Raw genomic sequence first — 24,918 nt, 5'->3', positions numbered from 1 at the left:
CGGGAATCCGGGGATCCTCATAGCCTCTGCTGAGATAGTGTGAACGCAAACATTCTTTGATCTGGGGAGACGTCTTGACCGGTTCCGTACCCTCGCTCACCTGGCACGACGGCCAGATCCTGCGCGACGGCGCACCGAACCGCATCCTGTCCGGCGCGGTGCACTACTTCCGCATCCATCCCGACCAGTGGGAGGACAGGCTGCGCCGCCTCGCGGCGATGGGTGCGAACACCGTCGACACCTACGTCGCGTGGAACTTCCACGAGCGCGTGGAGGGCGAGTACGACTTCACAGGATGGCGCGACATCGCGCGGTTCATCCGCATCGCCGGCGAGGTGGGGCTGGACGTGTTCGTGCGTCCCAGCCCGTACATCTGCGCCGAGTGGTCGAACGGGGGCATCCCGTTCTGGCTGTCCGGACGGGTGCGCGCACTGCGGACGTCGGATGCCGGGTTCCTCTCGGCCGTCGACGCCTGGTACGACGCGCTGATCCCGCAGCTCGAGCCGCTGCAGGCCGCGCACGGCGGCCCGATCCGGCTGATCCAGGTCGAGAACGAGTACGGATCCTTCGGATCGGACGCCACCTATCTCGAGCACCTGCGCGACGGACTGCGCTCGCGCGGGATGGTCGAGATGCTCACGACCGCCGACGGCACCCTGCCCGACATGGTGCGCAACGGGTCGGTGGCCGGGGCGATGGGCACCTTCACCTTCGGCACCGGCGTGCAGGACGCGGTGGCGCTGCGCCGCGACGACCACCACCTGATGTGCAGCGAGCTGTGGGGCGGCTGGTTCGACCACTGGGACGAGCACCACCACGTGCGCTCGGCCGACAGCATGATCGGCACCGTGCAGGAGCTTCTCGATGAGGGCGGCTCGGTCAGCGTCTACATGGCGCACGGCGGCACGAACTTCGGGCTGTGGGCGGGCGCGAACCACGACGGAGCGATCCAGCCCACGATCACGTCCTACGACTCGGATGCGCCGATCGGCGAGGACGGCACCGTGAACGACAAGTTCCACGCGCTGCGCGCGGCGTTCGCCCCGTTCCACTCCGGCCCGCTGCCGGAGGTGCCGGATGCCCCGAGGCGGCAGTCCGCGGCATCCGCCGCACTGTCGCCGGTGGCGTCGCTGCTCGACGTGGTGCGCGCGCAGCCGGTGGCGGCGACCGCGCCTCAGCCGCTCAGCTACGAGGAGCTCGGGGTCGAGGACGGGGTCGTCGCGTACGAGTCATCCGTGTCGTACCCGGTTTCGTCGACGCTGCGGCTGCTCGAGCTGCGCGACCGGGCGACGGTGTTCCTCGACGGCGTGCGGCTCGGCACCATCGAGCACGACGGCGAGCAGTCGCTGGCGCTGCCGGCATCCGGCGGTGAGGGTGTGCTGACGATCGTGGTCGAGAGCCTCGGGCGCATCAACTACGGGCCGTATACCGGGCAGCGCAAGGGCATCCTCGGCGGCGTGCTCATCGGGCGTCGGTACGCGCACGGCTGGGAGCACCGCGTCGTGCCGCAGTCGGTGGTCGTTGAGCGAGCGCAGCGAGACGAAACGCCCCCCGACGGCCTCGCCACCGCGACCTTCGACGTCACCGATCCGGCCGACGCCTGGCTCGCGTTCCCCGGCGGGGCGAAGGGCATGGTCTGGCTGAACGGCTTCCTGCTCGGCCGGTACTGGGAGCGCGGCCCGCAAGTCACGCTCTACGCCCCCGGTCCGCTGTGGCGCGAGGGCCGCAACGAGATCGTCGTACTCGACACCGACCGCCTCGGCGCGAGGGTCGAGATCCGCGAGAACCCCGACTTCGGCGCATCCGAGGAGTTCATCGGCGCGTGAGCGCCGGGGCCGCCGGGTCGTTCCGGGTCGCAGTTGGTCCCGCTCTGCCGGTTCCTCTTTCGTTCAGGTCGCAGTTGGTCCCGTTCTGCCGGTCGGATTCCGGGATGTACTGCGACCTGAACGTCGGGGCTGTGGTGATTCGGGGACGAACTGCGACCTGAACGTCGGGGCGAGCCCGGTTTCGGCGACGAGCCGGGACCTGGACGTTCGGTGAAGCCGGCTTGTGAGTCGCCCTGTCCGCGTCGTTCCGGGTCGCAGTTGGTCCCGCTCTGCCGGTTCCTCTGTCGCTCCGGTCGCAGTTGGTCCCGTTCTGTCGGTCGGATTCCGGGACGAACCGCGACCTGAATGCCGGGGCTGTGGTGATTCGGGGACGAACTGCGACTTGGACGCCGGGCGAGGCTAGTTCCGAGCCGAGCCGAGCCGAGCTGAGCTGAGCTGAGCTGAGCCGAGCTGAGCCGAGCCGAGCCGAGCTGAGCCGAGCCGAGCCGAGCCGAGCCGAGCCGAGCCGAGCCGAGCTGAGCTGAGCCGAACCGCGACCGCGACCGGAGCGTCGGAGTCAGGCGGTCGCCGCGCGCAGCGCGATCTCGATCATGTCGCCGAAGGTCTGCTCGCGCTCCTGCGCGGTGGTCGCCTCGTGCGTGACGAGGTGATCCGACACCGTGCAGATGCTCAGCGCGCGGCGCTGCCGGTACGCGGCGAGCGTGTACAGCGCGCTGGTCTCCATCTCGACGCCGAGCGCGCCGTGCGCGATGAACGGGTCGTTCAGCTCGGGCCGCGTCGTGTAGAACTGGTCACTCGAGAACAGCAGGCCGACGTGCACGGCGCTGGCCAGCGACATCGTCTCGGATGCCTCGACCGCTGCCCGCAGCAGGCCGAAGTCCGCGACCGGGGCGTAGTCGAGTCCCTGGAACCGCACCCTATTGATGCCGGAGTCGGTGCAGGCGCCGTTGGCGATGATGATGTCGCGCATGCCGACGCGCTCGGTGAGCCCGCCGCACGAGCCGACCCGCACGACGGTCTGCACGTCGTACTGGTCGAACAGCTCGTTGGCGTAGATCGACATCGACGGCTGCCCCATGCCGGAGCCCTGCACCGAGACGCGGTGCCCCTGCCAGGTGCCGGTGAAGCCCAGCATCCCGCGGGTCTGCGAGTACAGCACCGCGTCGTCGAGGAAGGTCTCGGCGATCCACTTCGCCCGCAGCGGGTCTCCGGGGAACAGGACGATGGGGGCGATCTCGCCGGGGGCTGCGGCGATGTGCGGAGTGCTCATTCAGCCAGGCTATCCGCGCGGTAGCCTGGAACCGCGACTGGCGTGGCCGGGTGACCGGCGGGGAGCGTGGAGTACGGCATCGACCGCCTGGGTGCCCATCGGAACGATGGGAGCACACATGCGATACGGGATGAATCCGCACCAGGCCGCCGAGGTCACCGGAGGGCCGGCCGCCTTGAACGGCGAGCCCTCGATGATCAACTACCTCGATGCGCTGAACGCGTCGGCTCTGGTGCGCGAGGCGGATGCCGCCACCGGACTGCCCGCCGCGGCATCCTTCAAGCACGTCTCGCCGGCCGGCGCCGCCGTCGCCGGGAAGATCGACGACGTGGCATCCGAGACCTGGCGCGTGCACGACGACGGAGGCCTGATCTCGGCCTATGTGCGCGCCCGCGACGCCGACCCGAAGTCGTCGTTCGGCGACGTGGTGGCGCTCTCGCGCCCCGTCGACACGGCGACCGCCGAGTTCCTGCGCAGCGTGATCTGCGACGCCGTGATCGCCCCGGGCTACGAGGAGGGTGCGGTCGCGCTGCTGAGCGGGAAGCGCGGCGGCCGGTTTCTGGTGTTCGAGGCGGATGCCGGCGGAGCCGCCGCGCCGGGAGCGCCGCGAGCTGCTCGGCGCGGTGCTCGAGCAGGACCGGGATGCCGCCGACGTCGCGACCGCGCTGCCGGCCGGAGTGCTCGACGACGCCGGCCGCCGCGATGCGCTGCTGGGCATGATCGCCGCCCGGTACACCCAGTCGAACTCCGTCGTGCTGGTGCGTGCCGGTGCCGCGATCGGCATAGGGCGGGACAGCAGAACCGCGTCGACTGCGTGCGCCTCGCCGGCGCCAAGGCGCGGGTGTGGTGGCTGCGCCGGCACGCCTTCGTGTGCGAGCTGCCCGAGGTCGCCGGAATGCGGCGGCAGGACCGGCTGAACTGGCAGATCCGCTTCGCCGGTGCCGAGATGACCCGCGCGCAGCGCGCGGAGTTCGCGGAGCTGTTCGGGGCCGAGGCATCCGATCGGTACGCGGATGCCGGCTGGCGCGACGCCTGGTGCGCGGACCTCGCCGGCGTGACCCTGGTGTCGGACGGCTTCCTGCCGTTCCGCGACAACGTCGACCACGCCGCCGAGTACGGTGTCGCGACGATCGTCGAGCCGGGCGGATCGACGCGCACCGACGAGGTCGTCGCTGCCGCGGCCGAGCACGGCATCACGCACGTGCAGACCGGGCTGCGCCTGTTCCGGCACTGAGTACCATCATTGTAGACACCCGATGAAAGCGCAAACATTCGCGCGTTCCGTGCATTCTGAGGGGAATCCCTTGTCGATACATCCGATCTCTGTTAGCGTCCTCGGTGATCCCCACCACCGACGCAATGGAGCAGAAGGATGCGTGTCCCCTACACACCCCGGCCCGGATCGCGTGCCGGAGGGCGCGCGGTCCGCAGCGCCCTCGCCGCGCTCAGCGCGACCGTCGTCATCGGAGCTCTCATGACACCTGGAGCGGCGTCCGCCGCTGAGACGGACGACCTCGACATCGCGTTCGGCGGGTCGCTCGTCGGCACCACGACCTACACGACGGTCGAGGGCGAGACCATGCGCGGCACGGTGCACCGGATGGACGGCGGCGAGGAGCAGATCCCCGGTGGCGGAGTGACGCTGGGCGGCGGCGGTCAGGGCATCCGCTTCGACGCCTCCGGCTTCACGCTCGCAGATCCGGACGCCACGAGCGGCTTCGTCGCCGAGCTGTCGATCACGCCGGCGACGAGCCAGACCGACATGGCGACGCTGTTCGGTGCCGGCGGCAACCTGTTCGTGCGCGTCGAGGGCGGTCAGCTGGTCTACGGCTTCGACTCGGTCAGCGGCAGCGCCTGGACCAAGCACCGCCTGACCGCTCCCGCACCGGCAGGCGGCACCGGCCACGATCTCTCGGTGCAGTACATCCGCGCGGGCTCCGGTGCGGAGCTGCACCTGGCACTCGACGGCGTCGAGCTCGCGCCGGTCGTCTCCGACGCCCCCGCCGCGATCAACGCGTCCGCCGCAGCCTCGTTCGGGTTCGGCAATGACGTGCACCCGGCTGCCACGAGCCGCGGATATCAGGGCGACCTGGGCCGCGTGCGCGTGGCATCCGGGCTCACCGCCTACGACCCCGCGCAGAACACCTACCAGCCGGCGCCGGTGACGAAGGCACTGCTGAACGCCGGGTTCTCGGGCACCGTCGACGGCAGCACGTACCGGGCCGGCGCGGGCGACGCACTCGACGGCGCGCTCACGATGCGCAGCGGGGCGACGGTCGCCTCCGGGAAGCTGGCGCTCGCGTCGGCCGCGCAGGCCGCCGACTTCACCGCATCCGACGCGCCGTTCACGGGAGCGGCGCTGGATGCCGGATTCGTGATCGAACTGGAGTTCACCGCCGACACGGCGCAGAAGGACCTCGCGACCCTCGCCGCCGTCGGCGGGAACCTCTCGGTGCGCTACCGGAACGACGCGCTGCAGTACGGCTTCAGCTCGAATCAGTCCGGCACCTGGACCGACCACATGGGCACGACCGGCCTGCCGGCGAACGGCAAGGCGCACATCGTCTCGGTGGCGTATCAGCCGCTGGACGACGGCGGCGCCGAGATGATCGCCTGGCTCGACGGGACCGAGCTGCCCGCGGTGAAGGCGGACGAGCGCTCCACGCGCAACACGGGCGCGACCGTGACGGCCTCCTTCGGAAACGAGATCCCGAACATCGGCGGACGCGCCTTCGTCGGCGAGATCGACCGGGCGCGATTCGCGCTGCTCACCGAGCCGTTCAGCGCCAAGTCCTTCGAGTACCAGCAGCTGAAGCCGGTCATCCCGTGCGCCGACCTCGGCGACGTCGAGCCGGGCGACTACGTGCAGATCTCGGCCGACGACTGCCCGGCGAACGTGATCGCGAAGTCCACGCTCGTACGGCCGACCCCGCAGCAGCTGCGCTGGCAGGAGATGGGCCTCACCGCCTTCGTGCACTTCGGCATCAACACCTTCTACGACCAGGAGTGGGGCCACGGCACCGAGGACCCGGCACGCTTCGACCCGACCGGCGACGTCGACGTGGACGGCTGGATGAAGACCCTGCGCGACTCCGGCCATCGCATGGCCATCCTCACTCTCAAGCACCACGACGGCTTCGTGCTCTACCCGTCGCGCTACACCGACTACGACATCGCCGCGACGCCGTGGAAGGGCGGCAAGGGCGACCTCGTGCAGGAGTTCACCGACGCGGCGCGCAAGTACGGCATGAAGGTCGGCCTGTACATGTCGCCCGCCGACTCGCACGAGGAGCTCACCGGACGCTTCGGCAACGGCAGCCCCAAGTCGGAGCGCACCATTCCGACGCTCGTCGAGGGCGACGACCGGGCCGGTGAGGACATCCCCACGTTCAGCTACGACGCCACCGACTACGGCGCGTACTTCCTGAACTCGCTGTACGAGATCCTCACCCAGTACGGCCAGATCGACGAGGTCTGGTTCGACGGATCCAACGGCAACACCGAGAAGCAGGAGCTGTTCGACTACCCCGCGTTCTACGACCTCATCGGCAAGCTGCAGCCGAACGCCGTCGTCGCGGTCGGCGGGCGCGACGTGCGCTGGGTCGGCAACGAGTCGGGAACCGCCAGGCAGAACGAGTGGGCGCCGATGGCCGTCAAGGTGCCGGATGACGGCGGCAAGATCGGCGTGGTCGGCGGCGGTTCCTTCGAGCAGGTCGGATCGGATGCCACGCTGATCGCGGGCGCGGCCGGCGGAGCGAACGCGCTGCACTGGTGGCCCACCGAGTCGGACATGAAGCTCACCCAGGGCTGGTTCGCGCACCCCACCGACACCCCGAAGAGCGGGCCGACCCTGCTGAACCACTACCTGAACACGGTGGGTCGCAACTCGGTGATGCTGCTGAACAACCCGCCCACGACGGACGGCTCGTTCGCCCCGGCATCCGTCGCCGCGCTGGACTCGTTCGCGGCCGAGCGCCGCAAGGCCCTCGGCACCGACCTCGCGCTCGGCCTTCCGGTCGAGGCGCCTGACGGGTCGACCGCAGCGCTCACCGACGGCAGCCGCCGTTCGGCCTGGAAGGGCGAGGGGGCGGGGGCGACCTTCACCGTCGACCTCGGATCGCCGCAGACCGTCACGCGTGTCACGCTCGCCGAGGGCGTGGATGTCGCAGGCCAGTCGGTCGATGCGTTCCACATCGAGGCCGAGGTGGACGGCGCCTGGAAGAAGGTCGGAGGCGCCGGCACGATCGGGGTGAGCCGCATCGTCACGCTGACGGCGCCGACGACGGCGCAGCGGTTCCGGGTGGTGGTCGATTCGGCGCGCGGACCGTTCGCCCTGGCGAAGCTCGCTCTGCACCCCACGCTGACCGAGGACCCGGGACGTCTGTCCGAGGTGTGGCTGGACTGCACAGCGGAGCGCGCCGGGGACGGATCCGAAGCGCATCCCTTCTCGTCGCTCGAGCAGTTCCGCGAGACGGAACTGGCACCCGGTGCCGCAGTGCACCTGCGCGCAGGCGTCTCCTGCGCCGACTCGGACACTCCGTTCTGGGGCTACGGCACCGCCGAGAAGCCGATCGTCGTCGATCTGTACGGCGGGAGCGAGCCGCCCACGTTCGGCGAGCGCTCGGCGCGCGAGGTGTTCGAAGGCCTCGAGGCGCAGGGCTGGCGGATCGCGCTCCGCGATGCGGCGCCGAGCGTGAGCATCGGCGCGGACCCGGTGAAGGTCGGCTCGAAGGTCACCGTCTCGGTGGCCGACTTCCCCGCCAGGGCGAAGGTCACCGTCGGCTTCGACGGCAAGGCACGGCCGAAGGCGACGATCACGACGGATGCCTCCGGCGCGGGTTCGGCCACGCTGCACATCGCCGGAGTCGCTCCCGGGACGTACCTGCTGGTCGCAAGCGGACCCGACCGGACACGAGCCGAGCAGAAGGTCGTGGTCAGGGCCGGGAACGGCGGCGGTCACGGCAACGGCGGCGGGCACGGCAACGGCGGCGGTCACGGCGGCGGCCACGGGCACGGCGGCGGGCACGGCAACGGCGGTGGCCACGGAAACGGTCATGGCAACGGCCATGGTCTCCGGTGCGGTGGTATCGAGGTCGGTCCCGCCTGAGCGTCTCTGTTCAGGTCGCAGTTCCTGTCGCCGGGAGTCGTGTCGTGGCGACGGATTCTGCGACCTGAGCGTGCGGTTCGCGTCGATCGCCGGGCCGATCGGAGCGGCCGGAGCCGGAGCGGCGGACGGCGGGATGTCGCTGCCGAGTGGTTCCATGGGGGCATGGACGACACGGAGCGGGCTCTGCGGGAGCAGGACCGCGGTCTGTGGGCCACGGCGGCGTGCTTCGTGCTCGGCGTCGCCCTCGGCACCCTGCTGCTGATCGGGCCACCGCGGCCGCTGGCGGGACCCGGATCGATCATGATGCCCGCCGCGCTGGTCGCCGGCGCGATCGCCGCCGCGGCCTTCGTCGTCAGCACGCTGATGCACCGGCGCGGCGAGACATCTGGGATGCCGCGCTGGCAGACCGTCGTGTCGGACGTGTCGTCGATCGCCGTCACGATCGCGTTCGGCGGGGTGACCGCGCTCGGCACGCTGCTGGCCGCCGAGGTCTTCGCCAACGGCCTGCAGGGGATCTCGCTCGTGCCGCTCGCGGGTGGCGTCTTCACGGGTGTCGCGTCTGCCGTGGGCGGACGACTGGCGTTCGCGGCCGGGGTCGATCTGCGCACGGGCGACCTCGCGGCTCTGCTGTTCGGCTTCCTCATCATCGGCACGATGTTCGCGATGATCACCGCCGTCGACCCGCGCTGGTGGGAGAAGAACTTCTCTCAGCTGGGCGGCGGCGCCGGCGCCTGGGCGTTCAACGGCACGCTGGTGATCGCGGGGCTGCTGATCGCGACCGTCGGCTCGTACGTCGGCCGCGACCTGCACAGGCTGCTGGGCGACGGGGCCCTGCGGCGGATCGCGGTCGTCGTGGTCGCCTGGGCCCTGGCGGGTGCCGCGCTCGCCGCGGTCGGGCTGCTGCCGATCACGAGCGTGCCCACCGCGCACCTCGTCGCCGCGACCGCCGCGCTCGTGCTGTTCGTGGCCGCCGCCGCGGTGACGGCCACGGCGCTGCCCCGGGAGGTCTCACGCACCCTGCGCGCGACGACCGTCGCGGTCATCGCCGTGGTGATCCTCGCGGTCGTGCTCTCGTTCGCCGTGCGGCTGTTCTCGGCGACGGCGCTCGAGGCGATCGTGGTCGGGCTGGCGCTGCTCTGGATGTCCACGCTCGTGCGCCTGCTCGCGATCCTGGTCCCCGACGTGTCTCGCCCGTCCGAGGTGCGTTCCCCGCTGCGGGGCCTCTGACGCGGACCCGACCCGTCTCCGAGAAACCACTTCCCGCTCGAGAAACCATGCGCCACGTGGTTTCTCGAGCAGGAGGTGGTTTATCGCGGGCTCCTACTCGTCCTCCACAAGTGCGGAACGGGGCGGAAGTTGTTCGGCGAGCGGCACGGAGGCCGCAGAGCGGTCAGTATGGGCGGATGTCGCTTCTGCTCTCCGCACGCGCCGTGACCGCTTCCCCGCTCCCGCTCATCCAGGCGGCGGAGGCGCGGCGTCTCGGCATCCGTCTCGACCCGTCGACGCACGCCCGCCTGCGCAAGGGGATCTACGTCGACCGCGCCGCGTACCTCGCGCTCAAGCCTTGGGAGCGCTACGCCGTGCGTGTGCATGCGTTCGTGCTGCGGCATCCCTCCGCCGTCCTCTGTCTGGAGTCCGCGGCCGTGGTTCACGGGCTGCCGCTGTTCGGAGCGCCCCGCGACATCCACGTGTACGACCCGGGACGCACAGCGTCCCGCCGGTTCGGCGATGTCGCGGTCCACACCTGGGATGATCCGCGCGACGTCGACGAAGTCGACGGCATCCTCGTGACGGCGCTCGTCGACACCGTCGTCGATCTCGGACGCGTTCTCCAGCCGGCGCCTGCGCTGGCCGTCGCGGACTCGGCGGTCTCCCCGGCGCAGGGCGGAACCGCATCGCTCGCCGACTTACGCGATCGTTCCTCAGGCCAGAGCACGAAGCGGGGCCGCGCGCGACTGCGCTGGCTCTGGGACCATGTGGACGGTGCCGCGGAATCCCCGGGCGAGAGCGTGAGCCGTGCGGTGATCGAAGGGGCGGGTTTCCCCCAGCCGGAACTGCAGCGGGAGTTCCGGTACGAGGACTGCCTCGACCGCGTCGATTTCCACTTCGCTCAGACTCGCGCGATCGGCGAGTCGGACGGATGGCAGAAGTACGCGCTGGATGACCCGGATGCCGCCGTGCGGCGACTGGCGGACGAGAAGCGCCGCGAGGACCGGCTGCGCAGGAACGGGCATCCGTTCGCGCGCTGGGATCTGTCGGATGCCTGGCGGGTGGATCCCCTCGCGCGGGCGCTGCGCGCCGCCGGCATCCGCTCCGTTCGCCCACGCGACGTTGCCTTTCTGGCGACTCTCACGCGTCGCACACGGTGAGCGGCGGCGAGAAACCACTTGCTGCGCGAGAAACCATGCGCCACATGGTGTCTCGCGCGGGAACTGGTTTATTGCGGGCGGACTCAGCTTTCGCGGCGACGGACGATCTCGGCGATCCAGCTCGGCGCGAACGGGCTCGTGCAGCCCGGAGCCGTGGGGTAGTCGGCCAGCACCTGCAGGCGCTCACCGATCTCGACGGCGCGCTCGCGACGCGACGGATCGTAGATGCCGATGTTGGCGAGAGTCTCGTTCATCGCCCATTGCAGGCGCTCCGGAGCATCCTTCATCTCGTGCTCGATCTGATCGAGCAGGGCGTCGAGGTCGAGCCCGTCGCGATCCTTCATCACCCGCGTCGTGGTGAGCGACCAGGCGGATGCCGCGACATCCGGGTCGGCGTCATCGAACCAGCGCAGCCGCATCTCCTCGGCCAGGGGAGACTTCTTGACGATGTAGTTGACAAGCCAGTCGGAGACCTTGGGACCGTTCGCCTCGCGCATCATGCGATCGAGGTCGTCGGCCGGGAACTCCTTCGGCTTCACGATCAGCAGCGCGACCAGGCGCGCGGCGGTGTCGCCGGTCGTCCACAGGTCGCGGGACAGCTGCGGCGATGTGCCCGCCGACTTCGCCACCGCTCGCAGCTTCGTGAGGTTCACGCCGTGGTCGTCGCCGTGCCTCTCGTTGACCGCGCGCGCCTTCGGGTCTTCGAGGGCCGCGAGCTCCGCGAGCACGCTGTCGACCGTGGCATCCGTCATCCCGTCAGCCTACGGACTCTCGCGAGAAACCACCTCCCGCGTGAGAAACCACGTGGCGCATGGTTTCTCAGGCCGCAGGTGGTTTCTCGCGGGCGGGGGCCGCGGGCAGGCGCACCGTCGCGACCAGACCGCCGCCCGCGAGAGGGGCGAGGGAAAGGGTTCCGTCGTGCGCGCGGACGATGGATGCCGCGATCGCCAGCCCGAGGCCGACGCCCTCGCCGTGCTCCGTCGTGCGGGCACCGTGCTGGAACGGCTCGGTCAGGTGAGCGACCTCCTGCTCCGACAGCTCCGCGCCGTTGTTGCCGACGACCAGCACGACCGCCTCGGCCTCCGAGGAAGTGCGCACGGCGACGCCTCCGCCGGAGGGCAGATTGTGCACGATCGCGTTGTGCACGAGGTTCGTCGCGAGCTGCTGCAGCAGCGTCGGCGAGCCGGCGGTCACCGCCGACGACAGCTCGGTGTCGAACACGACGCCCCGGCTCGCGGCCAGCGGCGCCAGGGTCTCGATCGCGTCCTCGGCGAGCAGTGCGAGATCGACCGGCGTGCTCTCGCGCACGGCCCGGTCGGCGCGCGACAGCAGCAGCAGCGATTCGGTCAGCCCGATCGCGCGGGTGTTCACCGCGGTCAGTCGCGCGATCAGCTCTTCACGGTCGATCGAGGGATCGGCGGCGGCCACCTCGAGCATCGTCCGCGTGATCGCCAGTGGCGTGCGCAGCTCATGCGAGGCGTTCGCCGCGAAGCGCTGCTGTTCCCCGACGTGGCGCTCCAGCTCGGCCAGCATCCGGTCGAAGGCGTCGGCGAGGTCGGTGAACTCGTCCCCGCGCCCGGGCAGCGAGACGCGATGCGACAGCGAACCCGAGGCAGCGAGCCCCGCGGCCTCGTGCAGCCGGCCGAGCGGGCGCAACATCCGTCCGGCCAGGAACCAGCCGCCCACCAGGCCACAGACGACCAGCAGTGCGAACATCGCCACCGTGGGAGGGGTGAACGCGCGCACCAGATCGCCCTGCGAGGGCACGACCCGGACCGTGCCGTCCGCGCCCTGCATCCACCCCGACCCGCTGGGCACATACCGCAGCAGGAACGCCCACACCACGGTCAGCAGCGCCGCGCCGGTGAGCACGATGACCCCGGCGTAGCTCAGCGCGAGCCGCGCTCGCACCGACATCCCGCGGCTACGCGCCATCGTCGATCCGGTATCCGACACCGGGCACCGTCACGATCACCCAGGGGTCGCCGAGCCGCTTGCGCAGGCCAGACATGGTGATGCGCACCGCGTTGGTGAACGGGTCGGCGTTCTCGTCCCAGGCCCGCTCGAGCAGCTCCTCGGCGCTGACCACGCCGCCGTCGGCGGCGACCAGCACCTCGAGCACCGCGAACTGCTTGCGGGTCAGCGGCACGTACCGGCCGTCGCGGAAGACCTCGCGCCGGAACGGATCGATGCGCAGTCCCGCCAGTTCCCGCACCGGCGGGGCGGCGTGCGCCGAGCGGCGGGCGAGCGCCCGCAGCCGCAGCACGAGCTCGCGCAGCGCGAACGGCTTGGTCAGGTAGTCGTCGGCGCCCAGCTCGAACCCGGTCTGCTTGTCATCGATCCGGTCGGCCGCGGTCAGCATGAGGATCGGCGTTCCCGAGCCGGATGCCACGATCGACTGCGCGACCTCGTCGCCGGTCGGCCCCGGCACATCCCTGTCCAGCACGGCGACGTCGTAGAAGTTGTACGAGAGCAGCTCGAGGGCGGCGTTCCCGTCGGGGGCGATGTCGGCGGCCATCGCCTCCAGCCGCAGGCCGTCACGGATGGCCTCGGCGAGAAGCGCCTCGTCCTCCAGGATCAGCACCCGCACGCTCGCAGTCTACGAGCCGGGATGTTCAGAAAACGTATGCTCCCGCGCATACGGGGCGGCAACATCCGGATTGCGAGCGTGGAGGGCATGAGTACTCTCGCGCAGCGCCCTCGTGCCCCGTTCGCCCTCGTGGCCGCTCTCGTCCTCGCCCTGCTGGGCCTCGTCATGATCGCGACGGGCGTCATCGTGCAGACGAACACGGCGGCGCCGGATGCCGGGACGCCGGGTGGGGAACCGGCATCCGCGGCATCCGCCACGTCAGAGGTCGTCGACGGCCCCGCGTCGCCGTTCGACGACACGAATCCGACGGTGGCGAGGCTCGATCCCGAGCTGCGCGGGGCGCTGCGCGAGGCGGCCACGGCCGCGCAGCTGGACGGTGTCGAGATGGTCGTGAACAGCGGATGGCGCACGCCGGAGCGTCAGGAGCAGCTGCTGTCCGACGCGATCTCGACCTACGGATCGCGCGAGGCGGCGGCGAGATGGGTCGCGCCGGCCGACAAGTCGTCGCACGTGCACGGCGAGGCGGTGGACGTCGGAGACCTGGACGCCGCGATCTGGCTCGGCGACCACGGCCGCGAGTTCGGACTGTGCCAGACCTACGCCAACGAGCGCTGGCATTTCGAGTACCGGGCATCGGCTCCTCGGAAGGGATGCCCGGCGGCGTACCCCGACCCGACCTACGATCCGCGGCTGCAGTGACGCTGACGGACGACGGCCCCCCGACTCGCGTCGAGGGGCCGTCGCATCAGGAGGGGATCAGCCCTTCTTCGGCGGCTTGACCGTGATGAGCGCTGCCGTGTTGTGCTGCATCGACTTCTTCACCGAGATGACGGTGCCGTAGCCCACGCCGGCGTCGGCGGGGTTGCCGGTGCCGAGCACGGTGAACCCGAGGTCGAGACCGTAGTAGTCCTTCGCCGGGGTGCCGTCGGGGTTGACGACGCGCGTGGTGTACGGCGCACCGTCGACCGAGGGCACGACCACCGACGCGTCGCGCAGGCGGTTGTACAGTCCGTCGGGACGCACCTCGATGCCGGCGACCCAGCCCTTGTCATCGGTGAACGTCCGCACCGGCCGCTGCGGAGCGATCACCGTGCAGGCCTCCTTGTACGACGCGTCGACGAGGCAGTCCTTGAACCGGTACGTCGGCTGCAGACCGAACGCGGCGTTCGACGACTGCGCACGGCTGGAGATGTTCTTCTGCAGGGACGGATCGAGCGCGGCCTCGGCGCCGGTGCGACGCAGCGGGTCGAAGTGACTGTCCACCAGGAGCAGACCGCCCTTCGCCCCGTAGCTCGGCAGGTTCGCCAGGTTGGCGGCGACCTGGTTGGCATTGCCGTAGACCGCGTCGCGGTACCAGACCAGCGCGCCGGGCGCGTTGTAGGGCACCTTCTCGACCTTCCAGGCCCCGTCGCTGTACACCGTGGTGTAGCCGTACTTCAGGCCCTCGTCGAAGCCGTCGAGGTTGCGCCACTCGACCAGGTAGTACTGCGCCTTGATCTGCGTGCCGCTGTCGCGGGCCCAGCCGAGACCCGAGGTGTCGGTGAAGCTCGCGTCCGTCGCGGTCCAGCCGTTGTCGCCGGACTCCACGTCGTCGCTCCAGACCGTCTCGGTGCCGCTGGTGAGAGAGAAGTCGTCCGAGAACCAGCCGCGCTCCTGGAACGCCGCGTCGGTCGCCTGACGCAGACGCAGCTGGATGTCCTGACCGGCGTACGCCGACAGGTCGACGTAGTCGTGACGCCAGCCGTCGGTGGACCCGGTCAGGCCGTACTTCTTGCCGCCGAAGTCCGCCATCCGGCCGTTCGGGTCGGAGTAGCCGTCGTCCGTCGAGACCAGCGCGCCGGACTCGTCGTACACCTTCTGCTCGCTCCAGGTGCTGCCGCCGTCGGTCGAGACCTCGACGAAGCCGAAGTCCCAGTCCTGCTCGATGACGTAGTCGTTCCACATCCAGAACCGCGCATCAGCGGGGACGTCGTCGACGGAGCGGGTCAGCCGGGCGTCGGCCCAGTCCTGATCGGCGTTGGAGTACCACATCTCCGAACCGCTGTGCGGCTCGGCGAGGACGATCTCCTTGTCGGGCAGGTTCACCTTGATACCGTCCTCGGTGCCCCGTGCGGGGCGCGAGGCCTGGCCGACCTTGTACGTCCTGGTGCGGTCGCCGGGGTTGACCTCCTCGGGATCGATCCAGCCGAGCACCCACTTGTCCCAGATGCCCATGTGCGTCGGCATCGACTGGAAGATCGGGCCGGAGTGCGAGCCCGAGCTCATCAGGTCCCAGAAGTCGATGTCGGAGTTGCCCGCGTTCGAGGTGTCGTACAGGTCGGGCAGACCCAGGTCGTGCCCGTACTCGTGCGCGAACACGCCCACCCCGGAGTTCTCCGGCTGCACGATGTAGTTCGACAGCTTGAGGTTCGTGCCCGGGATCGAGGCACCGCCGGCCACGGCCGAGGAGTGCGCCCAGATCGCGTAGGTGCCCTGCGCGCCGCCGCCGCCGGACTTGTCCTCGCCGGCGTGCACCAGCACGACGTGGTCGATCACGCCGTCGGGCTCGTTGACGTTGCCGTCGCCGTCACGGTCGCCCTGGTCCTCGATGTCGTAGTCCGCCCACGGGAAGTCGGGGTTCTGAGCCGAGAGCGCCTCGACGGCGTCGATCGGCAGCTGTCCGGGGCCGAGCGGGTTGTCGGGGTGGCCCTGCATGTCCTGCATGGGGCCGGCGACCCAGTTGCCCGATTCGTCCTGGCTGCAGACCGTCGCGCCGTAGTAGGCCTCGGAGTGCGGGACCTTGACCCACGCCGTGGCCGAGCCCGTGACGGTGTACGCGCCGCGCGACATCTCCTCGTACATGTTCTTCATGGTGTAGCCCGAGATGTCGATCCCGCGACGCCCGTCGGGGCCGCGCAGGTCGGTGCGCACCCGCTCGGTGATGCCCTTCTTCGAGAACAGCATCCTGTTGTAGAAGTCACTCGAGAAGTCCTTCACCCACATGGTGTTGTTGTCCTTGTGCGCGAGCTTCGCGGGGTCCGGGATGTTGTTGTGCAGGACTGGGCCCTGCACGTCGCCGGGCTTGCAGGTCGTGGCGCCGAACTCGGTCGGCACCTGCAGGTCGCTGAAGTCCTCGGTGCCGTCGAACTCGACGAGGATCGTGAGCAGCTTGGCCTGCTGCGTCGTCTTGGAGTGCTTCAGGTTCTTCGGGCTCTTGTGCGACCGGTGCGCCTTGGCCTCGCCCCTGGCGAGCTGCCTGGCCGCTTTGGGGTTGCCCTGGGCGTACTTGTGGTCGTACGCCTTCGCGCGCTCGAGCGCCTTGCCTCCCGGATAGTTCTTCGTGCGGCCCTGCGCGGTCGCGATGGGGGAGTCGTCGGACTCGCCGAAAGCGCTCTCGACGTTCGGGGCGGCGTAGTTCATGTAGTACTCGTCTGCGCCGATCGTGGCAGACGGGGGTGAGGTCGTGTCGTCGGACGGAGCGCCACTGGCCGGAACGGCGCCGAAGGCCGTGACGCCGGCGACCGCGAGCGCGAACGCCGAAGTGGTCGCCGCTACACGCCTTCGTGTGCGGGCGGATTGTTCTGACATTGCTTCTCCCTTCACGCGCCGCGCGAGGGTGTCGCTACGGCGCGAACGGTATGCGCCGATCAGGCGCACAAGTTCCCTTTTACCGTGAAAGTCCTATGCAACGGAAGTGGATCTGCTGAATCCGGATGCTCGTCGTCTGAGGCGGATCGCCTCGTGAATAGGGATTCCTCCCGATGCAGCGCCCCCGCCTCAGAGCGGAGTGTAGGGATGTCGCAGAAGAGGAGATCCCATGTACGAGCAGAGCTTCTACCACGGTCGCATCACCGAGATCGAGCTCGAACAGGCCACGCGCCGGGCCGAGCGCGCCAGGGCGCTGCGCGAGCGTCTCGGACTGCCGGAGCGTCGGGACGGGCTGATCCGTCGGATGCGCGCGGCCCTCGCCGCTCGCCGCGCGGGAAGCGCCGGCGGGGCACGCGCCACCACGGCCCGTGCCGGGTCGAGTCCCGCCGGCCGAGAGGTGCCGTGCACGGACTGCCCCGCGGCCGCGTGATCGGCGCGGTTCCGCTGTGAGCCGCGACATGAGCGGGCCCGATGTCCGTGGCCGGTGGCACGATGGGGACATGCCCCTCATCTCCCCGTCCGCCACGATGGTGGGCCGCGATGCCGAGCTCGGGCTGCTCGAGCGGGCGTTCGACCGCGCGGGCGGCGGCGAGCCGGCATCCGTCCTCGTCGGGGGCGAGGCGGGCATCGGCAAGACACGGCTGCTGGCCGAATTCGCCCAGCGGCTCGACGGGCGCGCCACGCTGCTGACCGGGTGGTGCCTCGACTTCGGCTCCATCCCGGTGCCCTACGGCCCGCTCCCGGCGATCGTCCGGGCGGCGCTGGAGGCGCTCGACGACCCGTCCGCCGAGGCCGCCGGCCCCGGGCGTGCGGCGCTGCGGCTGCTGCTTCCCGAACTGGGCGACGGGCCGATCGATCGTTCCGCGATCGCGCCGGAGGGTCTGGGCGAGGCGCTCGCCGACGTGTTCGAGGCCGCCGCGCGGCGGCATCCGCTCGTCGTCGTCGTGGAGGACCTGCACTGGGCCGACCCCGCGACGCTGTCGATCCTGTCCTTCCTGCTGCGCGCGCTCGCGCGCGAGCGGGTCATGTTCGTGCTGACCTGCCGCACCGACGAGATCGGCCGGGGCGGCGCGGTCCGGTCGTTCCTCGTCTCCGCCGAGTCCGCCCGGCTGCTCGACCGCGTCGGTCTGGAGCGTCTCGACGCCGTCGCGGTGCGCTCGCTGGCCGAGTCTCTGCGCGGGGGCGTCGACGACGCCGCGTTCGCACGCATGCTGGAGCGCTCCGAGGGCGTGCCGTTCTTCGTCGAAGAGCTCTCCTGCAACGCCGACGGTCCGATCCCCGACACGCTGCGCGACGTGCTGCTGGCGCGGTTCGACGGTCTCGGCGACGACGCGAAGAAGGTGGTGCGACTGGCATCGGCCTCCGACGGATCGGTGTCGCACGAGCTGGTGTCCACGCTCGCGGCACTGCCCGACGAGCGGCTCGACGAGGCGCTGCGCGAGGCGATGGTCGCATCGATCCTCGCGGTGCGCGATGACGACGCCTATGCCTTCCGGCACGCGCTGCTGCGCGAGGCCGTGCACGACGATCTGCTGCCGGGCGAGCGCGGCCGGCTGCACCGGGCCTATGCCGAGGCTCTCGAGCAGCGATCGCCGCAGGCGTGCCCGCGGGCGTCCCAGCTCGCGTACCACTGGCATCAGGCGCACGACGCGCGCCGGGCACTCACCGCCGCAGTGGAGGCCATGACGCAGGCGCGCACCGACTACGCGTTCTCGTCGGCAGCGCGGTTCGGAGAGCTCGCGCTGGAGCTGTGGGATCAGGTGCCGGATGCTGCTGACCTGGTCGGCATGCCACGGGTCAAGCTGCTGGCCAAGCTCGGTTCCATCATGCGGAACGCGGGCGACAGCGAACGTGCTCTGACCGTGGTGGATCTCGCCCTGCGGGAGGCCGACGAGGAGAACGCCGAGACCGGTGTGTGGGTGCGCCTGCTGCGCGACAAGGCGATGTTCCTGCAGAACGCCGGGCGCACGGGGGCGATCGAGTACTCCGAGAAGGCGCTCGCTCTGATGGACGACGGGTTCGACGACCAGCGGCTTCGCGCGCTGGTGCTCGTGATGCTCGCCGGGCGCCTGATGATCAGTGCGCGGTTCGACGAGTCCGAGAGGGCCGGCGCCGAGGCGATCCGGATCGGCGAGAGCATCGGCGCGGATTCGGTGGTCTCCATCGCGGCGAACACCATCGCGGTGTGCCATATGGAACGGGGCGACCTCGCCGGCGCGTACGCATGGTTCCGGCGCTCCTGGGAGCACGCGACCGACAACGACGCCAAGCTGAAGTACCGGGTCAACTACTCCGACGCGCTCTGCCTGCTGGGGCGTCATCACGAGGCGATCCGCGTCGCCGAGGAGGGCATCGCGCACGCGCGAGCGCTCGGACTCGAGCGCACCAGCGGGTCGATCCTCACCCAGAACCTGGTCGAGCCGCTCCTGCAGCTCGGGCAGATCGATCGCGTCGATGAACTGCTGGCGAACGACCTCGCGATCCGAACGCACCGCATCTTCCGGGTGTACACGACCGCGTCCCGCATCAAGGCGCTCGCCTGGCGCGGTCGCATCGATGAAGCCACCTCGCTGCGCGACGAGTGGCGCACACGTGTCGACGATGCCGCCGAGGTCGAGACCCAGGTCTGGTACGGCAGGTTCATGTCGGCGCTCACGATCGAGATGAACGCTGGACGGGTCGACGCCGCAGCCGACCTGCTCGACAGCCTGCTCGACGACCCCGGAAGGCTGCCCGCGCACTTCGCCCGCGTGCTCAGCGAGAGCCCGTGGACCGTGGTCGGGCTGCGCGTGCAGGGAAAGGAGGCGCGCGCCGACGTGCTCGCCGCCCGCCTCATCGCGGCCTGCGACGCGCTGCCCGGCGAGCTGCGGCATCCGCAGGGCGATCCGGTGCTGCGCGCCCTGCTCGACCCGTCACCCGATTCGCTGCGCGCGGCACTCCCGCGCGCCGACGACACGGATGCTCCGGTGCTGCAGGCCGTACTGGTGCGGCTGGAGCTCGCCCGGGCGATCGTCGCGGAGCGCGGTGACCGCGCCGAGGCGATCGAGGCGCTCGCCGAGGCGTCCGCCATCGCCGCGCGCATCGGACATGTGCGTCTCGCGCGCGAGGTGGCCGACTTCACGGCGGCATCCGGGCTCGCGCTCGCGCACGCCCGCGGCGACGGCGCCGAACTGACCGAGCGCGAGCGGCAGGTGCTGGATCTGATCGGCGAGGGGCACAGCAACCGTGAGATCGCGGATCAGCTGTTCATCAGCATCAAGACCGTCAGCGTGCATGTCTCGTCCATCCTGCGCAAGCTCGGCGTCTCCTCGCGCACCGAGGCGGCGGCACGGCTGCGCGCCGGGGCCGGGGTCTAGGCGCCAGATCAGCCCACCGGCGTGATCCGGCCGCCCAGGCCGCTGCTCTCGTGCGCCAGCCCGGCCACCACGTCGAAGATCGTCGACTCGATCGCCGCGACGGCGACGCTCGAGCGCACCGTCGTGCGACGGGAGAGATTCGCGGTTCGGGTGAGCGACGGGTCATGCAGCTGCGAGCCCCGCAGCTCGGGCCGGCCCAGCAGCACGGTCGCCGGGACCACGGCGACGCCGATCCCGCGGGCCACGAACCGCAGCACCGCATCCATCTCGGCGCCCTCCACGGCGATCACCGGGGTGAGACCGGCCGCCTCGAAGGCGACGTCGGTGGCGACTCGCAGATCGTAACTGCGGTTGAAGGCCACCTGCGGCAGCCGGGCGAGTTCCGTGATCGTGAGGCGCGACGGCACGCCCTCGGGCGGAGCGAGCGCGGTGTCGGCGGCGGAGACCACGACCAGCTCCTCCGTGAACAGAGGCACCAGCTCGACAGACGGGTCATCGCGCACGCTCGGCCGCGTGATCGTGAGGGCGAGGTCGAGGGCGCCCTCGCTGAGTGCGTCGACGAGGGCGCGCGATCCCGCCTCGGTGATGTGCAGGTCGATGCCCGGGTGCGCGCGGCGGAACACCGCGACCACCTCGGCCACCACCGAGACGCACAGCGTCGGCGGTGCGCCGAGGCGGATGCGGCCGCGCCGCAGTCCCGCCAGCTCGTCCATCTCGTGGCGCGCCGCCTCGGCATCCGCCAGCATCCGTCGGGCGATCGGCAGCAGCGCCTCGCCGGCGGTGGTGATCGCGACGCCCGTGCGGTCGCGCTGGAACAGGATCGTGCCGAGATCGGATTCCAGGGCCTGGATCTGCCGTGACAGGGACGGCTGGGTCAGAAACAGCTCATCGGCGGCACGAGTGAAGTGGCCCAGTCTCGCGACGGCCTCGAACGAGCGCAGCTCCTCGAGTCTCATGCGTCAAATGTATCGAATTCAGACTGATTATGCATTGGCGGGATCGATCTGAGGTTTCTAGCGTGGAAGGCATGGTCTCCCCCGAACCCGCTGAACGTCACCTCACCACATCCGTCCTCGTCATCGGCACCGGCGGTGCCGGCCTCCGCGCCTCGATCGAGCTCGCCGAGCGCGGCATCCAGGTGCTCGCCGTCGGCAAGCGCCGCAAGCACGACGCGCACACCACCCTCGCGGCCGGCGGCATCAACGCGGCCCTCGGCACCATGGATCCCGAGGACTCCTGGCAGCAGCATGCCGCCGACACGCTGCGCGAGTCGTACTTCCTCGCCGACCCCGAGGTCGTCGAGGTCGTCGCACGGAACGCGGCCCGCGGCATCGAGGACCTCGACCGCTGGGGGATGCCCTTCGCGCGCGAGGCCGACGGCCGCATCAGCCAGCGCTTCTTCGGCGCGCACACCTACCGCCGCACCGCCTACGCCGGCGACTACACCGGCCTCGAGATCCAGCGCACGCTCGTGCGCAGGGCCGCCGAGCTCGCGGTGCCGATCATCGACACGGTCTACATCACCCGCATCCTCACCGCCGACGGCACGGTGTTCGGCGCCTACGGCTTCGACATCGTGGACGGCACGCCGATCGTCATCCACGCCGACGCGGTCATCCTCGCCGCCGGCGGGCACACCCGCATCTGGCGCTACACCTCCTCTCGTCGTGACGAGAACACCGGCGACTCGTTCCGCCTCGCCGCGCTGGCCGGCGCGCGCATCCGCGACGCCGAGCTCGTGCAGTTCCACCCCTCCGGACTGCTCGAGCCGGATGACGCCGCGGGCACGCTGGTGTCCGAGGCGGCGCGCGGTGAGGGCGGCATCCTCACCAACGCGCAGGGCGAGCGCTTCATGCAGCGCTACGACCCCGAGCGCATGGAGCTGTCCACCCGCGACCGGGTGGCGCTGGCCAACTACACCGAGATCGCCGAGGGGCGCGGCACCGAGAAGGGCGGCGTGTGGCTGGACGTCTCGCACCTGCCGCGCGAGCAGATCCTCGAGAAGCTGCCGAGGCTGTACCGGGCGATGATCGACCTGCAGATGCTCGACATCACCGAGCAGCCGATGGAGATCGCGCCGACGGCGCACTACTCGATGGGCGGCGTGTGGGTGCGGGCCGAGGATCACGGCACCGGCGTCGAGGGCCTGTATGCGATCGGCGAGGCCTCCAGCGGCCTGCACGGCGCCAATCGGCTGGGCGGCAACTCGCTGATCGAGCTGATGGTCTACGGGAGGATCACCGGCGAGACCGCAGCCCAGTACGTGCGCGGTCGCACCGAAGCGCATCGCGATCCGCAGGCCGTCGCCGAGGCACGCGCCGAGCTGGAGGGCTTCCTGCACAGCACGGGCACCGAGACGCCCCGGCGGCTGCAGCGGGCCGTGCGCGACCTGATGACCGAGCACGCCGGCGTGATCCGCACCGAGGAGTCGCTGCGCGAGGGGCTGGAGAAGCTCGCCGAACTGGAGCGGCGCGCGAAGAACGTCACCGCGCATCCCGACATCGCCGGCTTCGACGACCTCGCCCACGCCTTCGACCTGCTCGGGTCGCTGCTCGCCGCACGTGCCACCCTCGAGTCCGCGATCGAACGCCGCGAGACACGCGGATGCCACAACCGCGCCGACTTCCCGCAGACCGACCCGGCGCTGCGCGGCAACATGATCTGGACGCCGGACGGCGGCGTCGAGTTCGAGCCGCTGCCCGATGCACCCGAGTCGTTCCGAGCGCTGGCCGAGGAAGCGGCATCCGACGCGGTCGAGGGCAAGCTCGTGGAGTGAGTCGGGCCGGCACGGTGCGGCGTGCCGAGGCGCCGCCGCAGCGTGCCGAGGCGCCGCCGCGCCGTGCCGGCTATCGCGCTCGTCCGCACCGTTTGGCAGTCTTGATGGCGAAGCGGTGCGCCGCATCGCGGAAGGGACGACGATGTCCGATTCGATCTTCACCTACGTGGCGCTCGGCGTGTACTTCGCCGGGATGCTCCTGATCGGTTGGTTCGCATACAAGCGCACCGACGATCACGAGGACTACATGCTCGGCGGGCGCAACCTGCCCCCGTGGGTGGCGGCGATCAGTGCCGGCGCCGCAGACATGTCCGGATGGCTCGTGATGGGTCTGCCCGGCGTCATCTATCTCAACGGCCTGATCGAGGCGTGGATCGCGATCGGACTGACCATCGGCGCCTATCTCAACTGGCTGCTGGTCGCGCCGAGACTGCGCGCGTACACCGAGGTGTCGCGCAACTCGATCACGGTGCCGAGCTTCTTCGAGAACCGGCTGCGCGACAGGACCCGGATGCTTCGCCTGCTCTCCGGCGTCGTCATCCTGGTGTTCTTCACGCTGTACATCTCGTCGGGCATGGTCGCGGCCGGCAAGTTCTTCGAGGGGTCGTTCAACGGCGACTACCTCTGGGGGATGCTGCTGGTCGGCGGCATCACGCTGCTGTACACCCTGTTCGGCGGCTTCCTCGGAGCATCCCTCACCGACGTGGTGCAGGGACTGATGATGGTGATCGCGCTGATCGTCGTGCCGGTCGCTGCGGTGATCGCGATCGGCGGTCTCGACGAGACGGCGACCCTCATCGACTCCGAACGCGATCCGGGCTTCCTGTCGCTGATGGGCACCGAGACCGTCACCGGCGGCACGGTGCTGGCGATCGTGTCGGCGCTCGCCTGGGGTCTCGGCTACTTCGGCCAGCCGCACATCGTGGTGCGCTTCATGGCGCTGCGCTCGCCGCAGGAGGCGAAGAGCGCGCGCCGCATCGGGATCTCGTGGATGGTCGTGTCGATGGTGGGGGCGGTGATCTCGGGCATCGTCGGCGTCGCCTACATGGCCAGCAGGGGGATCACGCTCGATGATCCCGAGACCGTGGTGCTGGTGATGTCGCGCACCCTGCTGCATCCGTTCGTGGCGGGTCTGGTGCTGGCGGCGGTGCTCGCGGCGATCATGAGCACGGTGTCCAGCCAGCTCGTGGTGTGCTCGTCGGCGCTGGTCGAGGACCTGTACAAGGTGTTCAAGAAGACGCCGCCCGCGCAGAAGCGGCTCGTGCTGATGGGGCGGATGGCCGTGCTGGTGGTCGCGATCATCGCGATCCTGCTGGCGATCACCCCGAACGACACGGTGCTCGGGCTGGTCTCGTTCGCCTGGGCCGGATTCGGGGCCGCGTTCGGGCCGATCATCCTGCTGAGCCTGTTCTGGCGACGCCTCACCAACTGGGGTGCGCTGGCCGGCATGTTCGTGGGTGCGGCGACGGTGTTCATCTGGAAGGCGCTGAACACCGGACTGTACGAGCTGCTGCCCGCGTTCGTGCTCGCGTTCGTCGCCGCCGTCGTGGTGAGCCTGTTCACGTACAAGCACAACGAGGAGATCCAGAAGGAGTTCACCCAGACCGGGACGATGCTGACGGTGCCGCGTCCGCACGCGGTCGGCGACACTCCCTGACCCGCGCGCCGACATACGGAATACCCCTCTGGGAATACCCCAGGGGGTATTTTGTCGTATGCTGGTGAGGCGGTACCCCAGGGGGTACTCTGAAGGCAGGACGAGAAAGGTGCGAACCATGACCACGACCGAGTTCCAGGTGACCGGGATGACCTGCGGACACTGCGAGATGTCCGTGCGCAAGGAGGTCGAGCAGATCGCCGGCGTCGAGGGCGTCGCCGTCAGCGCGCAGACCGGCAGGCTCGTCGTCACCTCTGCGGGCGCGGTCGACGCCGCCGACGTGATCGCCGCGGTCGACGAGGCCGGCTACGCAGCCGTCGCCGCCTGAGGGCAGCCATCC

General features: G+C 70.3%; 17 protein-coding genes and 1 riboswitch. Of the genes, 11 read left to right on the top strand and 6 right to left on the bottom strand.

Annotated elements, in window-relative coordinates; all coding sequences use genetic code 11:
• Positions 1 to 74: 74 nt before the first annotated feature.
• Positions 75 to 1,826, top strand: coding sequence for a beta-galactosidase (locus L2X99_RS12985; RefSeq protein WP_236135217.1), 1,752 nt, complete (start codon positions 75 to 77; stop codon positions 1,824 to 1,826).
• Positions 1,827 to 2,382: 556 nt separating this feature from the next.
• On the opposite strand, the gene deoD is transcribed toward L2X99_RS12985, so the two are convergent.
• Positions 2,383 to 3,096 carry a purine-nucleoside phosphorylase gene (gene deoD, locus L2X99_RS12980; RefSeq protein WP_236135216.1) on the bottom strand — a complete coding sequence of 238 codons (714 nt, stop codon included), beginning with the start codon at positions 3,094 to 3,096 and terminating at the stop codon, positions 2,383 to 2,385.
• A 23-nt stretch (positions 3,097 to 3,119) separates the two neighbouring features.
• Positions 3,120 to 3,196: riboswitch (ZMP/ZTP riboswitch) on the top strand.
• A gap of 6 nt (positions 3,197 to 3,202) precedes the next feature.
• Here deoD and L2X99_RS12975 point away from each other — a divergent pair.
• The 4 genes from L2X99_RS12975 to L2X99_RS12960 all read left to right on the top strand — a co-directional run bounded on the left by L2X99_RS12975 (position 3,203) and on the right by L2X99_RS12960 (position 10,572).
• A complete protein-coding gene (locus L2X99_RS12975; protein WP_442923449.1) occupies positions 3,203 to 4,330 on the top strand; it encodes a hypothetical protein in 1,128 nt (375 codons plus the stop codon).
• Between the two features lie 138 nt (positions 4,331 to 4,468).
• Positions 4,469 to 8,203 carry an alpha-L-fucosidase gene (locus L2X99_RS12970; RefSeq protein ID WP_236126373.1) on the top strand — a complete coding sequence of 1,245 codons (3,735 nt, stop codon included), beginning with the start codon at positions 4,469 to 4,471 and terminating at the stop codon, positions 8,201 to 8,203.
• A 162-nt stretch (positions 8,204 to 8,365) separates the two neighbouring features.
• Positions 8,366 to 9,430: a DUF998 domain-containing protein gene (locus L2X99_RS12965; protein WP_236126374.1), complete on the top strand. Its 1,065-nt coding sequence runs from the start codon at positions 8,366 to 8,368 to the stop codon at positions 9,428 to 9,430.
• A gap of 176 nt (positions 9,431 to 9,606) precedes the next feature.
• A complete protein-coding gene (locus L2X99_RS12960; protein WP_236126375.1) occupies positions 9,607 to 10,572 on the top strand; it encodes a hypothetical protein in 966 nt (321 codons plus the stop codon).
• Between the two features lie 83 nt (positions 10,573 to 10,655).
• On the opposite strand, the gene L2X99_RS12955 is transcribed toward L2X99_RS12960, so the two are convergent.
• From L2X99_RS12955 to L2X99_RS12945, 3 genes are all read right to left on the bottom strand, one after another.
• Positions 10,656 to 11,324, bottom strand: a complete 669-nt coding sequence (locus L2X99_RS12955) for a DNA alkylation repair protein (protein ID WP_236126376.1) — start codon at positions 11,322 to 11,324, stop codon at positions 10,656 to 10,658.
• Between the two features lie 67 nt (positions 11,325 to 11,391).
• Entirely contained in the window at positions 11,392 to 12,507 is a 1,116-nt protein-coding gene (locus tag L2X99_RS12950) for a sensor histidine kinase (RefSeq protein ID WP_236126377.1), read from the bottom strand.
• Positions 12,497 to 13,162 (bottom strand): response regulator transcription factor, encoded by a 666-nt coding sequence (locus tag L2X99_RS12945; RefSeq protein ID WP_236126378.1) that lies wholly within the window; start codon positions 13,160 to 13,162, stop codon positions 12,497 to 12,499. The genes L2X99_RS12950 and L2X99_RS12945 overlap by 11 nt, the downstream gene beginning before the upstream one ends.
• An 87-nt stretch (positions 13,163 to 13,249) precedes the next feature.
• Here L2X99_RS12945 and L2X99_RS12940 point away from each other — a divergent pair, with 87 nt between their 5' ends.
• Positions 13,250 to 13,861 (top strand): M15 family metallopeptidase, encoded by a 612-nt coding sequence (locus L2X99_RS12940; protein WP_236135214.1) that lies wholly within the window; start codon positions 13,250 to 13,252, stop codon positions 13,859 to 13,861.
• Positions 13,862 to 13,918: 57 nt separating this feature from the next.
• Here the strand turns inward: L2X99_RS12940 and L2X99_RS12935 are convergent, their stop codons facing one another.
• Positions 13,919 to 16,729, bottom strand: a complete 2,811-nt coding sequence (locus L2X99_RS12935) for an immune inhibitor A domain-containing protein (RefSeq protein ID WP_236135213.1) — start codon at positions 16,727 to 16,729, stop codon at positions 13,919 to 13,921.
• Positions 16,730 to 16,958: 229 nt separating this feature from the next.
• On the opposite strand from L2X99_RS12935, the gene L2X99_RS12930 reads away from it, so the two are divergent.
• Positions 16,959 to 17,219, top strand: coding sequence for a hypothetical protein (locus L2X99_RS12930; protein WP_236126380.1), 261 nt, complete (start codon positions 16,959 to 16,961; stop codon positions 17,217 to 17,219).
• Positions 17,220 to 17,289: 70 nt separating this feature from the next.
• Positions 17,290 to 20,145, top strand: coding sequence for a helix-turn-helix transcriptional regulator (locus L2X99_RS12925; RefSeq protein WP_236135212.1), 2,856 nt, complete (start codon positions 17,290 to 17,292; stop codon positions 20,143 to 20,145).
• Between the two features lie 8 nt (positions 20,146 to 20,153).
• Here the strand turns inward: L2X99_RS12925 and L2X99_RS12920 are convergent, their stop codons facing one another.
• Positions 20,154 to 21,101 (bottom strand): LysR family transcriptional regulator, encoded by a 948-nt coding sequence (locus tag L2X99_RS12920; protein ID WP_236126382.1) that lies wholly within the window; start codon positions 21,099 to 21,101, stop codon positions 20,154 to 20,156.
• A 71-nt stretch (positions 21,102 to 21,172) separates the two neighbouring features.
• Here L2X99_RS12920 and L2X99_RS12915 point away from each other — a divergent pair, with 71 nt between their 5' ends.
• The 3 genes from L2X99_RS12915 to L2X99_RS12905 all read left to right on the top strand — a co-directional run bounded on the left by L2X99_RS12915 (position 21,173) and on the right by L2X99_RS12905 (position 24,906).
• Positions 21,173 to 22,921, top strand: coding sequence for an FAD-binding protein (locus tag L2X99_RS12915; protein WP_236135211.1), 1,749 nt, complete (start codon positions 21,173 to 21,175; stop codon positions 22,919 to 22,921).
• Between the two features lie 142 nt (positions 22,922 to 23,063).
• A complete protein-coding gene (gene putP, locus L2X99_RS12910; protein ID WP_236126383.1) occupies positions 23,064 to 24,578 on the top strand; it encodes a sodium/proline symporter PutP in 1,515 nt (504 codons plus the stop codon).
• A 118-nt stretch (positions 24,579 to 24,696) separates the two neighbouring features.
• Positions 24,697 to 24,906 carry a heavy-metal-associated domain-containing protein gene (locus tag L2X99_RS12905; protein WP_236126384.1) on the top strand — a complete coding sequence of 70 codons (210 nt, stop codon included), beginning with the start codon at positions 24,697 to 24,699 and terminating at the stop codon, positions 24,904 to 24,906.
• The last annotated feature ends 12 nt before the right edge of the window (positions 24,907 to 24,918 follow it).

The sequence above is a fragment of the Microbacterium sp. KUDC0406 genome (assembly GCF_021582875.1).
Taxonomy (GTDB): Bacteria; Actinomycetota; Actinomycetes; order Actinomycetales; family Microbacteriaceae; genus Microbacterium.
Note: the sequence above shows the minus strand (reverse complement) of the source record. Positions and strands in the feature narration are given on the sequence as shown.

Excerpts from the sequence above, each read along its gene's own strand:
- L2X99_RS12970 (WP_236126373.1), top strand. The coding sequence starts at position 4,469 with ATGCGTGTCCCCTACACACCCCGGCCCGGATCGCGTGCCGGAGGGCGC.
- L2X99_RS12955 (WP_236126376.1), bottom strand. The coding sequence starts at position 11,324 with ATGACGGATGCCACGGTCGACAGCGTGCTCGCGGAGCTCGCGGCCCTC.
- L2X99_RS12965 (WP_236126374.1), top strand. The coding sequence starts at position 8,366 with ATGGACGACACGGAGCGGGCTCTGCGGGAGCAGGACCGCGGTCTGTGG.
- deoD (WP_236135216.1), bottom strand. The coding sequence starts at position 3,096 with ATGAGCACTCCGCACATCGCCGCAGCCCCCGGCGAGATCGCCCCCATC.
- L2X99_RS12960 (WP_236126375.1), top strand. The coding sequence starts at position 9,607 with ATGTCGCTTCTGCTCTCCGCACGCGCCGTGACCGCTTCCCCGCTCCCG.
- putP (WP_236126383.1), top strand. The coding sequence starts at position 23,064 with ATGTCCGATTCGATCTTCACCTACGTGGCGCTCGGCGTGTACTTCGCC.
- L2X99_RS12905 (WP_236126384.1), top strand. The coding sequence starts at position 24,697 with ATGACCACGACCGAGTTCCAGGTGACCGGGATGACCTGCGGACACTGC.
- L2X99_RS12935 (WP_236135213.1), bottom strand. The coding sequence starts at position 16,729 with ATGTCAGAACAATCCGCCCGCACACGAAGGCGTGTAGCGGCGACCACT.
- L2X99_RS12940 (WP_236135214.1), top strand. The coding sequence starts at position 13,250 with ATGAGTACTCTCGCGCAGCGCCCTCGTGCCCCGTTCGCCCTCGTGGCC.
- L2X99_RS12915 (WP_236135211.1), top strand. The coding sequence starts at position 21,173 with ATGGTCTCCCCCGAACCCGCTGAACGTCACCTCACCACATCCGTCCTC.
- L2X99_RS12925 (WP_236135212.1), top strand. The coding sequence starts at position 17,290 with ATGCCCCTCATCTCCCCGTCCGCCACGATGGTGGGCCGCGATGCCGAG.
- L2X99_RS12950 (WP_236126377.1), bottom strand. The coding sequence starts at position 12,507 with ATGGCGCGTAGCCGCGGGATGTCGGTGCGAGCGCGGCTCGCGCTGAGC.
- L2X99_RS12975 (WP_442923449.1), top strand. The coding sequence starts at position 3,203 with ATGGGAGCACACATGCGATACGGGATGAATCCGCACCAGGCCGCCGAG.
- L2X99_RS12920 (WP_236126382.1), bottom strand. The coding sequence starts at position 21,101 with ATGAGACTCGAGGAGCTGCGCTCGTTCGAGGCCGTCGCGAGACTGGGC.
- L2X99_RS12930 (WP_236126380.1), top strand. The coding sequence starts at position 16,959 with ATGTACGAGCAGAGCTTCTACCACGGTCGCATCACCGAGATCGAGCTC.